11 protein-coding genes are annotated in these 14,253 nt (G+C 42.0%); 6 read left to right on the forward strand and 5 right to left on the reverse strand.

Annotated features, from left to right (window positions below):
* The 4 genes from ACPK8D_RS02445 to ACPK8D_RS02460 all read left to right on the forward strand — a co-directional run bounded on the left by ACPK8D_RS02445 (position 1) and on the right by ACPK8D_RS02460 (position 4,947).
* Positions 1-159, forward strand: a complete 159-nt coding sequence (locus ACPK8D_RS02445) for a hypothetical protein (RefSeq protein ID WP_424716254.1) — start codon at positions 1-3, stop codon at positions 157-159.
* A 1,007-nt stretch (positions 160-1,166) separates the two neighbouring features.
* Complete coding sequence (locus ACPK8D_RS02450) at positions 1,167-2,906, forward strand: 2-oxoacid:acceptor oxidoreductase subunit alpha (protein ID WP_424716255.1); 1,740 nt, start codon at positions 1,167-1,169, stop codon at positions 2,904-2,906.
* Complete coding sequence (locus ACPK8D_RS02455) at positions 2,893-3,744, forward strand: 2-oxoacid:ferredoxin oxidoreductase subunit beta (protein WP_424716256.1); 852 nt, start codon at positions 2,893-2,895, stop codon at positions 3,742-3,744. The genes ACPK8D_RS02450 and ACPK8D_RS02455 overlap by 14 nt, the downstream gene beginning before the upstream one ends.
* A gap of 615 nt (positions 3,745-4,359) precedes the next feature.
* Positions 4,360-4,947 carry a flagellin gene (locus ACPK8D_RS02460; RefSeq protein WP_424716257.1) on the forward strand — a complete coding sequence of 196 codons (588 nt, stop codon included), beginning with the start codon at positions 4,360-4,362 and terminating at the stop codon, positions 4,945-4,947.
* A gap of 201 nt (positions 4,948-5,148) precedes the next feature.
* Here the strand turns inward: ACPK8D_RS02460 and ACPK8D_RS02465 are convergent, their stop codons facing one another.
* Complete coding sequence (locus ACPK8D_RS02465) at positions 5,149-5,340, reverse strand: hypothetical protein (protein ID WP_424716258.1); 192 nt, start codon at positions 5,338-5,340, stop codon at positions 5,149-5,151.
* Between the two features lie 379 nt (positions 5,341-5,719).
* Complete coding sequence (gene hacA, locus ACPK8D_RS02470; RefSeq protein ID WP_424716338.1) at positions 5,720-6,952, reverse strand: homoaconitase large subunit; 1,233 nt, start codon at positions 6,950-6,952, stop codon at positions 5,720-5,722.
* A gap of 910 nt (positions 6,953-7,862) precedes the next feature.
* Here hacA and ACPK8D_RS02475 point away from each other — a divergent pair.
* Entirely contained in the window at positions 7,863-8,921 is a 1,059-nt protein-coding gene (locus tag ACPK8D_RS02475) for an FIMAH domain-containing protein (protein ID WP_424716259.1), read from the forward strand.
* Positions 8,922-9,099: 178 nt separating this feature from the next.
* Here the strand turns inward: ACPK8D_RS02475 and hdrB are convergent, their stop codons facing one another.
* From hdrB to hdrA, 3 genes are read right to left on the reverse strand one after another with little or no spacing between them, the layout of a single operon-like run.
* Positions 9,100-10,044, reverse strand: a complete 945-nt coding sequence (hdrB, locus tag ACPK8D_RS02480) for a ferredoxin:CoB-CoM heterodisulfide reductase subunit HdrB (protein WP_424716260.1) — start codon at positions 10,042-10,044, stop codon at positions 9,100-9,102.
* Positions 9,998-10,708: a ferredoxin:CoB-CoM heterodisulfide reductase subunit HdrC gene (hdrC, locus tag ACPK8D_RS02485; RefSeq protein WP_424716261.1), complete on the reverse strand. Its 711-nt coding sequence runs from the start codon at positions 10,706-10,708 to the stop codon at positions 9,998-10,000. The genes hdrB and hdrC overlap by 47 nt, the downstream gene beginning before the upstream one ends.
* Positions 10,705-13,116 carry a ferredoxin:CoB-CoM heterodisulfide reductase subunit HdrA gene (gene hdrA / locus ACPK8D_RS02490; RefSeq protein WP_424716262.1) on the reverse strand — a complete coding sequence of 804 codons (2,412 nt, stop codon included), beginning with the start codon at positions 13,114-13,116 and terminating at the stop codon, positions 10,705-10,707. The genes hdrC and hdrA overlap by 4 nt, the downstream gene beginning before the upstream one ends.
* 583 nt (positions 13,117-13,699) lie before the next feature.
* Here hdrA and ACPK8D_RS02495 point away from each other — a divergent pair.
* Positions 13,700-14,101, forward strand: coding sequence for a transcriptional regulator (locus ACPK8D_RS02495; RefSeq protein ID WP_424716263.1), 402 nt, complete (start codon positions 13,700-13,702; stop codon positions 14,099-14,101).
* Positions 14,102-14,253 lie beyond the last annotated feature (152 nt).

Consider the following 14,253-nt stretch of genomic DNA (forward strand, 5'->3'; position numbering starts at 1 on the left):
TTGAGCGAAAACGAAAACGGCGCAAAGTTTGTGGTCAAGCGGCGCAATGCAAGCCTTTTCAAAAAAGGCTTGAGCGAAAACGAAAATGGCGTGGTCGGGGTGGTCACAAGCCTTTTCAAAAAAGGCTTGTGGAGATCTTACGAGCAAATTATGAATTAAGAATTTGTTAGTAAAACTGAATTTCCTCTGAAGGGTTTTCACTTCAGGCAAGAGATTTCCGTTCTTGATGCAGAAATGAGTCTAAGGAACTATACTTCTGACTTACCTTTTACCGGAAGCTTATGTTTCTTATTTTTTATTGGGAGATTTGTATCTTATTTCTGCCAAAGAACGGTGTTTCGTATCTTTTATGTAAAACTTGTATTTTCTTTTTACAGAGTTTAACATTACTGAAGTTCAGGCAAAATGGAAAGTTATATTGCCAGATTTTTATACAACTGTCAAATAAATTAGAAATCCTTATTAGAATGTAAATTTGTAAACTTAACATAGAGATGGCATGAGCAATCCTGTAGATCTCCTGGCCTGTGCGATTACCTCACTGCTTTGCTTTTTAATAGTATATACTGTGTTGCAGGCAGATATATTGATACTCGGAATTGCTCTCGTAGGTTGTATTCTTTTTGGGAAGATTCTATATTTATTTTAAAAATCTTTCAGTTTCCGGATTTGTTCAGGCGGTAAAACAGAGTAGTGTACTTAAAGTACCGGTATCCTAAGTGCCTTTTTTGATAGTATTTTTTAATTTCATTTTAATAGTATTCCCTTTTTGCGAATTTTCCATTATGGAGAAGAAGCAAGATTATTTAAGGTTTAATAATAATATTTCCTCGGGGAATTCAAAAGAAGGGAAGGCTAACAGGGTCAGTGCCAATGGGATAAAGAAAATTGGCCAATAAAGTTTCTATTTTGCTGTTATTGTTTAAACAGCTTGCAAGCTTAATTTTAAAGCATTCCATCCATCGTAGAATGCTCATACGATACTCACACAATAAAACTCGTACAGTTAAGACTAACTCGTACAGTTAAGACTGATACAATTAAGACACATGCATTAGGCTTATACATAACTCTCACAGGATAAGATGAGGTTAACTGAGCAAGCAGATGAGGTTAAACTGAGCAAGCTAGAAAAGCTGAAGATAAATAGAAAATTAAGAAAAATATTGGGGGTTAGGTTTCTGGACTATACGCTTCGAATAGGAGGAGAGGCCGGACAGGGGCTGCAGACAATAGGAGGAGCTCTTGCAAAGGTCTTTTCTCGAATTGGATATCATGTATTTTCGCACCAGGACTACATGTCCAGGATACGAGGGGGGCATAACTTTTACCAGATCCGGCTTTCCGACCAGAAAATATCGGCCTCTAAAGAGATGCTCGATATTCTTCTGGCTCTTGACCTGAATACCATTGAAATCCACAGGAAAAGTGTGAAAGACGGAGGATTTATTCTCTATGATTCCGAAATTGCCAAGAAGAAATTTGAAGAGCCGGAGTTCATAGATATCCCTTTCCGAAAGATAGCACTGGATGTCGGAAAGAATAGCGTTATGGCAAATACCGTAGCAACCGGGGCCGCGCTTGGACTGCTTGATCTGGGGCTTGAAGCCCTTAAAGAGATTCTGAGAGAAACTTTCAGGAGAAAAGGGGAAGAAGTAGTCCAGAATAATATAGCCTGTGCAGAAGCGGGGTATAAATATGCCCTTACAAATTGCCCCAGGTGCGAAGCCTTCGGAATCCGTGAGCCTGATAACAAAAGACTCATGCTCATAACCGGGCTGCAGGCAGTCGCGATGGGAGCAATCATGTCCGGATGTAAGTTTTATTCGGCATATCCTATGTCGCCTTCAACAGGAATTATGGAATACCTTGCTTCAAGGGCAAAAGAGTATCATCTTGTAGTTGAGCAGGCTGAAGACGAAATTGCAGCTATAAATATGGCGATAGGAGCTTCTTTTGCAGGTGTAAGGGCTATGACCGGAACGTCCGGAGGAGGATTCGCCCTTATGGTAGAAGGCCTTTCCCTCGCAGGAATGACCGAAACTCCTCTTGTGATTGCAGAAATGCAGCGCCCCGGACCCGCTACAGGCTTTCCCACACGCACCGAACAGGGCGACCTGCTTTTTATTCTTCACTCAGGCCACGGAGAGTTCCCAAGAGTTATTTTCGAGCCAGGAACTCCAAAACAGGCTTTTTACCTGACTAACAGGGCTTTCGAACTTGCAGAAAAATACCAGATTCCTGTGTTCATCCAGTCCGACCAGTATCTTGCAGAATCCGAGTGGACCTTTGAGAGCCTCGATTTAGAGAACCTGATTTATAACGATTACCGGATGAGGGAAGAGGATCTTAAAGGCATTGAGGAGTATAAACGTTACAAATATTCCAGTACAGGAATCTCCCTGCTTGCAATTCCGGGAGAAGCCGGAAAACACCTTGTCGTAGCGGATAGCGATGAACATGACGAGGAAGGGCATATCGTGGAAGATTCCGAGACCCGTATTAAAATGGTTCAGAAAAGGTTGCTAAACAAAATGCCGCTTATAAAGAAAGAAATCGAAGCTCCGTTTTTATATGGGGACCCCTCTCCGAAAATAGTGCTTGTAGGGCATGGATCTACTTACGGTGTAATAAAAGAAGTGGTTGATACCGTTTCTAAAGATAAGAAAGTCGCAATGCTGCACTTCAGCCAGATCTACCCTCTTTCCGAGCGGGACAGGTTCGATTATATTGAACTTCTTGAGAATGCCGATCTTACAATTTGCATAGAAAACAACGCCACCGGCCAGTTTGCAAAACTCATAAGGGCAGAGACAGGATTTGAATTCTCCCACCAGGTTAGCAAATATGATGGGAGACCTTTTACAATCGAAAACCTGAAGGAGGAGTTGCATGCCTACATCTGAAGATTATAAAGGCCAGGTTCCGGCCTGGTGCCCTGGGTGTGGAAATTTCCAGATTCTTTCGACTATTAAACAGGCACTTGTCGAACTTGGTATTGAACCCTGGGAAGTCCTTGTGGTTTCCGGGATAGGGCAGGCTGGAAAGGTGCCCCATTATATTAAATGCCATACGTTCAATGGGCTGCATGGAAGAACCCTGCCTGTAGCTACGGCTGCAAAGCTTGCCAACCATTCTCTCCACATAATTGCAATTGCGGGAGATGGTGACTGCTACGGGGAAGGAGGAAACCACTTTCTTCATGCAATCCGCCGGAATCCGAATATTTCCCTGTTCGTGCATAATAACCAGGTTTACGGACTGACCAAGGGGCAGGCGTCTCCTACTACAGCCCAGGGAACCTACACAACAATTCAGCCTTACGGTGTCCTTCAGGAATCAATGAATGCTCTTGCCATGGCGATTTCCCTGAACTGCAGCTTCGTAGCCAGGGGTTTTGCAGGAGATCAGGAGCATCTTAAAGAGCTTATGAAAGCTGCCGTAACACACAGGGGCTTTGCCCTGCTTGATATTCTTCAACCCTGTGTTACCTTTAACAAGATAAATACATTCAAATGGTACAGGGATAGGGTTTACAAGCTTGGCGATGACTATGACCCTTCTGACCGTATGAAGGCATTCGAAAAGTCTCTGGAATGGGGAGATAAAATCCCGAACGGGATATTTTATAAGCACGAGAGAGAAGTTTTTGAGGACAGAGTCCCGGCAATTCAGGAGAAGCCGCTTGTAAGGCAAAAGTTTTCTCTTGAGGAAGTAAAGCACGAGATTGAAAAATTTTATTAAAATCTCACCTTTTCTATTTTATTTAAACCGATTTTATGAAACGTCGGCTTTGTTCAAATGATATCGAACCCAAGAATTGCTCTCATAACTAAAGCTTATTTCTCATGAGATTTTTGTTTGTGAGATGTATTTTGTAAGACTTTTTTATTTACAAGATCTATTATAAGATTCGTTTTTAAGATTCGTTTTTATTGTAGATCCATTTGAGAGGATCATCCAGGAAGTTCATTTCAAAAATTAATTTTGAGATTTATTTGTTAAATTAATTTTTATTTTCTAAAAAGATAATACTGGTTCTAACTTTTCTATATTTTATGTGTTTTTGAAGCAATTATAGTTTTTTAAAAATATTACTATAATAAATTAAGAATTTAGCAGGAAAAGTTAATAAATTAAGAGAGGGTAATTCTGTTTTAAAATTATTATTGTGTTGAGAGACTAATGAGAACTATACAAGATGAGTAATGAATACAGAACCTTCTACAGAACCACGCAAATAAGTTCCTGCGCGTTATCTCCCACAATAAACTTTTTCCAGAGCTGAGAGAAATCTTGGCGATAAAATCTTCTCACCTACTGATGCTTTCATTCAAAATAAAAAAGGAGTAAGATAGAATGAAAGGAATTTCTAGTATTTTTAAAAAAGGCGAAATTGCCTTCACTGCACTTGAATCTGCAATAGTGCTGACTACTTTTATAGTGATGGCTGCAGTATTTTCTTACGTGATTATTGGGGCAGAATATGCTACTTCCGATACAATTACCTCAATTTACGAGGGTGCGGAACGGACAGGTTCTTCCATTGAACTTGCGGGAGGCGTGATAGCAAAAGCAAGTGGCAGTAAAGTAAACAATATCATTCTGACCCTTCAACTCGCGAGAGATCAGCCGCCAGTAAGCGTGGGAGCCGATAGCAGTCAAGGAAGGATGATAATATCCTATTCAGACCGCGCTACATATATAGCAAGTACAGACTGGACCAGGAATTTTGTAGGGGAGAACGATGGGGATGGATTGCTTGAACAATACGAAAAAGTAGAGGTCAATATTACCGCACCACCCGACTCAACATTGCAGAGCACGGAAGCAGAGGATGTGGTTAACAGTGAATTCAGGCTTGAGATAAAGCCGGAGATCGGTCCAATCACGCCTGTATCAAGAATTATACCTCCGCAGATTGACGCTGTTATGAACCTGAAGTAAGCCTCAATGAGTTAAGCCGGTTTTTCCTTACCTTGAAGACCTAAAGCGATACAGATAGTACTCAAATAAAAAGTCGAAAGAATTCCTGGTCTGAGCGAAGGCCTGGAAGCCTGATTCACAAACAAAAAAGAAAAACAAAAGATAGTGACGGGGAAAAGCCCGACACAGGAATATAAAACACCATTTCTTAAAATTTAGCTCTTACATTTTTCCACGGAGATGGAAAAGCCCTTCTTTTGCCTTGTTAAGGTGTTCGTTGGATTCCTCAATTTTATTGGCAGCTTCAAAAATATCCTCAGAAGCTTCGAGAAAACCATCTTTTTTGGCTTTCTGAGCCCATTCCCTGAAGCTCTGTATGTGGCTTTCGTTATGCTCGATCCAGTGTTCAATCAAATTCGTAAGGTTTTCATGACTGATTTCTTCAGTAATAGCTGTCCCTCCTGTTCAAATATATGCGATTCATGGTATAAATGCTCGCTGGATATAATTAAAATTCTTCTAATGTAAGTCGAAAAGATAGAAAATAAATAAAAAGGTAGAAGTGGATAAAAAGGTAGAAAGTAGATAAAAAGGTAAAGTAGATAAAAAAATAGAAAGTAGATAAAGAGATATAAAATAGATAAATATTAGATAAAAATATGGAAGTAGATAGACCGACGGGGATAAGATAATTTGATAAGCAGATAGTTTAAAACCCTTAGGATAAGGATCAGATTTCAAACTATCCCTTTTAAAAGCTCTCATTAAATTATCTGGCCGTAGTTTCTCAGATTCAAACTCTCCTTGGATCAGTGATTTCACCTGATAGTGCCGAGGCTGCTGCGGTTGCAGGGGATGCAAGGTAGATAAAACCGCCTTTTCCCATCCTGCCTTTGAAGTTTCGGTTTGCGGTTGAAATACAGACTTCTCCTTCCCCGAGCACTCCCTGGTGGGCACCAAGACAGGGCCCGCATCCAGGAGTTGCAAGCGTGACGCCTGCTTTGAGCAGGGTTTGCATTGTTCCGTTCTCAATCGCTGCAAGGAGAGTCGTGCGGGATGCAGGAATTACAATAGTCCTGACCGAAACTTTTTTTCCTTTAAGAATTGCTGCTGCAACCTCAAGATCTTCAAGTCTCCCATTCGTGCACGTCCCTATAAACGCCTGGTCTATAGGGGTACCTTCAACCTCTCCCACAGGCTTTACGTTGTCCACCTGATGCGGGCAGGCTACCTGAGGCTCGATATCCTCAGCAGAGTAAGTTAATTCTTTTGCATAGGCTGCGTCCTGGTCGGCGTAAACCGGCTCATAGGGAGCAGCAGCCCTATTATTCAGGAAATCGAAAGTCTTCTTGTCCGGCGGAACAATCCCGGTTTTTGCCCCCATTTCGATTGCCATATTGCAGAGAGTCATCCTGCCGGAAACCGACAGTTCGGAAATCGCCTGTCCGTAAAACTCTACAGCCTTATAAGTGGCACCGTCAATTCCGGTCTTCCCGATCAGGTAAAGAGTCAGATCTTTTGCGTAAACTCCTTCTTCAGGCCTTCCTTCAACCGTGAGCCTGAAGCTCTCAGGCACCTTAAACCAGAGCTTGCCTGTGGCGAAAATCTCAGCCATGTCCGTAGCTCCCACGCCTGTTGCAAAAGCCCCGAAAGCCCCATAGGTACAGGAATGCGAATCGGCCCCCACAACCAGTTTACCAGGGAGGGCGAATCCGTTCTCAGGAAGCACCTGATGGCAGATTCCTTCTCCCAGCTCATAGAAGTTCGGAATGCCCTGCTCCTTTACCCATTCCCTGATTTCTTTTTGCAGGGTGGCTGACGTCTCATTGTTTGCAGGCGCGATATGGTCGAAAGGGATTATGATCCTTGAGGGGTTCCAGACTTTTTTCACTTCCATTTCCTTAAAAGCATTAACTGTAAGTACCGAGGTGCCGTCGTGCGCCATTGCATAATCAATATCTGCCATGACAAAATCGTTTGCCTTTGCCTCTGTTCCCGCTGCCCGGGAGAAAATCTTTTCGCTAATTGTTCCCAAAAGTAAGTCTCCTGTCCGATAATCGAGTAATAATGAAGTGTGAAGAAAAATTAAGATTTGTGAACTCACTATAACGAAATATATATACTTAATGGATTTTAAGCTAAAAGCCTTTTTAAAAGAAGAATTTTGAAAGAAATTTACGAAAAAGATGGATAAATAAGAGGAAATACTGACTCTTCTGAAGCAGGCAGTTCCAATATCTGGTTTTAAAAACAGACTTTAACCAGAAAAACACAGATAATTATTGAACTTATGGGAAAATAATAACTTGAGAAATTTGGAGAAATAAAAAGAATTTTCTTTCCCTATTTTTATATTTTATTATATTTTTTGGTTTAAAAATTATATTTAAAACTATCTTTATCTTTTTCTAAAATTGATAGACTTTAACTAAATTATTAATTTTGAGTTAATAATAAGTAATATTATACAATTTATTTTCAAATCATTAGTATTTATATACAGATTACGCTACATAAGATGAAGGCAAACTATTAAATTTAATATAGGAGGATTTTAGACGAGATTAAAATATTGTTTAGTTCTTTGTTGTTTTATATTTTTATTACTGTATACAGGTACAGCTTTATCAACTTCCGTAGCCCCCGATGTAGAGTGGAGCAGGACATATGGCAAGGAAGGAACTGCGGTAGGAAGATATTACTATACAATATGGGCATGTCAGGAAGTAGAGGATGGTGGGTATATTCTTGCTGGTGATGTCATTAACGATGACCAGTCAGATAAATATGTAGATTTTGTACTAATTAAGACCGACTCTGCAGGAAATGAGGAATGGAATAAGACCTTTGGAGGAGCAGAACTTCAAAGCGCATATTCAGCAAGACAAACCCGAGACGGAGGATATATTCTGGCAGGATATAGCGAAACCAATGGTATGAATGGATGGGTGGTAAAAACTGACTCAGAAGGAGAAGAGGAATGGAACAAAACCTTCGGAGGGCAGCGGATAGACGACTTAAGATATGTACAGGAAACCAGTGATGGAGGATATATATTTGCAGGAAGAACTGATTCTTTCGGTGCAGGTAAATCTGATGCATGGCTGATAAAAACCGATTCAAACGGGAATGAAGAGTGGAACAGGACATTTGGAGGAATATCCAATGAGCGTGCATACTCTGTTCAAGAAACCACGAATGGGGGATATGTACTCGTGTGCGGGACTCCCACATACGTTTCCAGCATAGATACCCATACAGCTTTTTTAATAAAAACGGATTCAAGCGGAAATGAAGAATGGAACAGGTCTTTTGAGAATATGGGCTATGACTATATCTCTTCTGCCAAAGAAACAACGGATGGAGGATATATACTGGCAGGAATTACCCACCCAAGTGACGATTATGGGGCTGGAGGATCCTGGCTGATTAAGATTAACTCAAATGGAGAGGAAGAATGGCGCAGAACTTTTGAGACTATGGCCTATGGCATAGGCTTAGATTCTATCCAGCAAACCAATGATGGAGGATATATATTTGCAATCCATTCATCTTTAATAAAGACAGATCCTAATGGATACGAAGAATGGAATAAAACGTTTGAAAACACTGGTGACATTAGTTTCATAAATTCTATTCAGAAAACAAGAGATAAAGGGTATATACTTGCAGGAACAAGGGAAGATGATAGTTGTGCGTGTTTGATTAAACTCGCAGGAGAAAAAGCCCCAGAAGATCCACTCAGTGAGGTCAAAGAACTCAAAGACTGTGTATCCAACCTTGAAAACGTGGACGAGAGCACTAAAAATATCCTCACCGTAAAACTGGAAAATACAATCCGCAATCTGGAAAAAGGAGAAACTGAGAAGGCGGTCAGCAAACTTGATCAGTTTACTAATTCGGTTAATAAGCTGAACCTTCAGACCAAGATAAATGCTGACCAGGCTAACATTTTAATCCAGAAGTCACAGAGAATTATCGAACTTATAAACTGACAAACTTGAAGAGTTTTGAAAAATAAAGCAAAATAGATTGGGAAAAATTTAATTTGACATTGAAAAACGGCAACTTTTTATTTATTTATCTATTTATCTATTTATTTATTTAATTATTTTTTTATATAAGCTCCCAAAATGTAAAAAAGGTGACAGGCTCAACTCAAAGCCTGAATTTTTAAACTATTCCTTTCTTTTCCAGAAATTCCTCAAGAGGCACGGAATGAGTCTGGAAGCCACATACTTTGTATGGGTGAGCCCCCATGGAAAGGGCTACGAACTGGGCAATATTCATATGAACCATATCATACTTTACGCCAAACTCTTTTTCAATAACCGGCTGGTAGCGGTCATACTGGATATGGCAGTTCGGGCACATATGGATCATAAGCTCCACGCCTGCCTTCTGGAGGCTGTCGAGTTTTGCCTTTGTAACCTGAAGCGAGGTATCTTTGTTAAGGTGGAGCTGGGAAAAGCCCATCCCACAGGTGAGAGTGCGGTCTTCGTACCAGCGCACCGGCTCGGCTCCGCAGGCTGCAGCTATGGTATCTATCAACTGGGGATTTTCAGGATTTCCAAGGACATCGAGATACTTAACTTTATAGTAATGGCAGGCATGATGGGCTGCAGCTTTGACCCCTGAAAAGTCAAACTTCTTCTGCTTCTGGATCTCGTTAACCTTGCTTAAGAGAATCTCTACTGCATGGTAGAAATTTGTCCTTGGATTCATATCGTCTTTTTCGTAAACAAGATTTTCAAGGCCCTGTTCCCGAAAGATAGAGTTGACTTTTTCCCGGAGCTCGGTATTGGTATTAAGGACTTCACAGGCTTCCTTGTTTATGGCATAACAGGTTGAACAGAGGCAGGTTATATTGGGATAGCCGCATCTTCTTGCGACTGCAAAGTTCCGGGCTGCAATAGCTGTTGTTGTCAGTCCTTCAAAGATGTCAGTATAATGTCCTATTCCGGTGCAGCAGGACTGCTCATCATTTATATAGTAATCTACTCCCAGCCTATCAAATACGTAGCGAGTGGAGGTTTCCACTCCAGGGTACTCCTGCCCGACCATGCAGCTTTTAAATAGTAAAAGCTGGCTGTCCGGGATATTCTCTATCGCTTTCAAAGCCGAAATCTCCGCTTTTGTTTTCTTTCTTAATACACTGGTCCTTCAGGAGTTGATGCAAACGTTTCTCCTGTATTTTTGCTTTGAGCCATTTTTCCCTTTCAAAATAGCCTGTGGCCTCAAGAATGGTCTGAACTTCCCCATGGGTATTTCTGATATCCCTGGCACTGAGCCCCAGTTCAGCACGGGTTGATTCAAGGTTTTTTTTGAACCTGATCCAGCGTTCTCCCAGGTCTCTTTCCATATTCTTAACTCCAGGGCCCGGTATCTTGCTAGCCCCGTTTTCTGCAAGATATTCTCCTATCTCAAGGAAGTAGGCGAGCTTTTCAACCCCTATACCCTCGTTAATAGCCATCTGCCTGAGCACCTGCACAATTGTTACAGGGCTGTTATTCCTGGGACAGCGCAGGTTGCAGGAGTAGCAGTAGAAACAGGACCAGATCATTTCAGACTCAAGCACACTGCGGTCGTTTTCCAGCACCTTTTTCACAATCTGGCGCGGGCTGTAATCTGTAAAGCGGGCTGCCGGACAGGAAGCCGTGCAGGCTCCGCACTGAATGCAACGGTCAAGCCCCAGAGAGGCAGGTGTCCGGATGCTTTTCTTTGCGGTTTCTGCAAGGGTTTTACATTCCGGGGTATCGTATTCGTTTACATGTGGAATCATTTGATCATCTCTCCTTCCCGGGCAAGGCTGGTAAAAGTGCCCGCGAGCCCTTTTGTATTTGGAACATAGGCTTTTTTGAAATAGAGTCTGTTTCCTGAATCTCCAATTTCTGTTTTCAGTTTCTCGAAATGGCTGACAGTTAGAGGATATATAATCTCGGCTTTCGGGCTGTCAGGGGGATCTTCTATAAAAAGGACCGAATATGCCCCGCGTTTGAAGGCATGAAGCAGCAGGTCTTTATCTATCACCAGGTTTGTGGGTACCTTGATTAACTTGACATTTGATGGATAGGTCAGTGCGCTATTTCCGATATTGTCGCAGGTTAAGGACGCAATTCCGCTGTTTACAAAACCCAGCAGGTCTCCTTCTTTGACCACTCCTTCGATTTCGGCTTTTAGCTGGCTTTTTGTAAAGCCTGCGATCTGGATAGCCCCATTTTGACAGAGCTCGGTGCAGTATCCGCACCCCGTACAGACAAGCGGATCTACAGAAATATTTCCACTCTCATTTAGGGAAAAAGCCTCGAATGGACACCTGAGGCATTCCTCACACTGCGTACAGAGGAGTGGATTGATAGTCGGGATTTCGTTTACCAGGGCTTTTGGGCTGTCCGCAATAAAGGCCCCTCCCCTTACAGCTGCAAGCCCTGCCTGGGAAATCGTATCCGTAACATCCTTAGGGCTCTGGGCAGTGCCGCATACAAAAATCCCGTCCAGTGAGCTGTCTACGGGCCTCAATTTGGAATGCCTTTCCTTGATAAAGCCGCTTTCGTCCTGGCTGATATTGAGTATACTGGCAATTTTTCGGGTTCCTTTAGAAGGAACCATGGCTGCAGAGAGTACAACGAGATCGGCAGGAAGCTCTCTTATCTTCTGGGTAAGAGTATCTTCGAGTCTGACGACAAGGCTTTTATCCGGCTTCTCTACGATTTCGGCTGGTCTTCCTCTCACAAATTTTACCCCCATATCCTGAACCGCCCGATAGTAGTTCTCGTAAAAGCCAAGGGCCCGCATATCGACATAGCAGATCGTGATTTCCGTACCAGGATATTTCTTCATTATCAGGTTAGAGTGCTTCAAGGCTGCCATGCAGCAATATCTGGAACAGTAGCGGTTTCCGCCTTCTTTTTCATCCCTTGAGCCCACACACTGGATCATAACTATCCTTTCAGGTGTTCCCGGGCCATTATTATCAGAAGAATTCCCAGAGGAGTTTTCACTTCCACAGTTGCCTGTTGAGCTGACAGGGTCAGGGTCCTGGCTGAAATCCGAAGGCCTGAGCAGTGCGCCTTTTGTAGGGCCGTTGATCCCAAGCATTCTGGCAAGTTCCATCTGGGTCATTACATTTTTGAAAATCCCATACCCATACTGAGGTTTCTGGGATGCGTCATACTCCTCAAACCCGGTAGCAACAACAACTGCACCGACATTGAGCTCAATAATCTCTTCCTTCTGCGAAAAATCGATTGCTCCGGATTTGCAGACTTCTGCACACTTTCCGCAGGTTTCACCATTTAACTGCAGACAGTTATCAGCATCTATGCAGTAGGTTTTTGGAATGGATTGCGAAAAACGCAGGGAAATTGCCTTTTTGTCCATATGTCCGCAGTTGAACTCATTTTCAACTAGAACAGGACAGGCCCGGCTGCATCGGCCACAGCCCGTACAGTTGTCATGGACATATCTCGGTTTTTTCCTTAGCCTGACTGTGAAGTTACCGGAACTTCCGCTTAAGCGTTCTACCTCAGTCCAGGTTAGAAGGGTTATTTTAGGGTTAGCTGCTACCTCATTCATCAGCGGGCTTAATGAGCACATTGCGCACTCTTCCGCAAGCTTGTCAGGAGAAAAAACCTTGCCTATTTTTGCCATATTCCCACCTATACTGGAATCCTTCTCAACAAGGTAGGTGGAAATTCCGTTATCCGCAAGGTTCACAGCCGCAGTTATCCCTGCAATCCCTCCGCCAATAACAAGGGCTTGTGGAACGATATTTACTTTTATTTCTTCAAGGGGCTCGAGATTTTCCAGGCGTCTGAGTTTGCCCCGAAGAAGTGAGAGAGCTTTTTCAGTCGCTCCGGCTCTGTCCGGATGTACCCAGGCACAGTGTTCCCTCAGGTTTGCAATTTCGAGCATCGCACGGTTCAAGCCCGCTTCCTGAATGCACTTTTTAAAGAGAGTGCCGTGTTTGGAAGGAGTACACGAACCTATTACTATCCGGTCGAGGTTCCCTTCAGAAATCTTATTTTTGATCAGGGTCTGTCCCTCTCTCGAACAGAGATACTCGTAATCGAAGACCGGGATCCCTTCTGCCTTAAGGGTTTTCTTAATAGAATTAATATCAATACGTTCGGAAATGTTTCCACTGCAATGGCAGATAAATACAGCGGTTTTGTCCAGGGCAGCGTTCATTATACTAAACTTTCAGCGATTTGTATTTAAGATTTGCCAGAATAGTAGGGAGGAATGACCCAAAACGGATAGAATAGAGACAGTGACTGCAAAACAAGGACAATTTCTGAGCGAAAAATGGACTTTACTTTCCATTTGCTCTATTCTTACTATAATTATATTTCTTCAGCAAAGGAAAACTACGTTAAGAAATGTATTTATCCTATATAATATAAACGAATGTCTTCAAGAGTTCGGATTTATAACCTGTTTCTCATCCCGAAAACTCCAGACTTTCCGTGTATAAGAGTGTAAGATGTGCTATTGTCAGGAAGTTTTTATAGGCATATAATTATATATATGGAGAAAGTATTATTATTTAAATTAACTGAGAAAAACAGATTTTGTGAGATACTCCCACAGATCCGAAACTCATATAAATAGAAATATATTTAATAAATGCAATAAAAGATAGTAAGAAAATAACATATCTAAAATAATATGTTAATATATCTAAAATAATATGTTTCTATTGATCTGATAATACTGGATGAAAAATGATATCGGAAGCGATCACAAGCTGCTCTTTCGGTATAAACGGTAGATGATAGTTGTGGCAGATAATGAGTTTACATCAGAGGACAACGACTTCAAGATGGGAGAGGTCGAATACGAGATGGTGGAGCTTTTGAGAAGGCTAAATATCAACAGGCCAGTAGCTCTCACCCTTGCATGCCTCTCCAAAGGAGAGGAAATTTCTTCCCAGTGTATCGAGATGGTATCAGGTTTGAGACAGCCGGAAGTTAGCATTGCAATGCGCTATCTTCGCGAAAACGACTGGGTAGACATGCGGGAAGAAAAGAAGAATCAGGGCAAAGGCAGACCGGTCAAGTTGTATAAACTGACAGTCCGTATGGAAACGATTATCAATACAATAGAGGAAAACGTACTGGCTGAAAGCAAGGCCGTGCTCCAGAACATAGAACGCCTCAAGAGTCTTTCCTGAAATCAATTAAAAAGCTAAACTATTACAAATGTTTCCGGTAAATCTTTCGAAATCTTCAAAAATCTAATAATGATATTGAAATCTGGGTTTTATAACCCGGATAAGACTTCTTATAGATTATACTAGAGGTAGAATCGTTTAACGGCCTTTCA

This window comes from Methanosarcina sp., assembly GCF_049706645.1.
In the GTDB taxonomy this organism is placed as follows: domain Archaea; phylum Halobacteriota; class Methanosarcinia; order Methanosarcinales; family Methanosarcinaceae; genus Methanosarcina.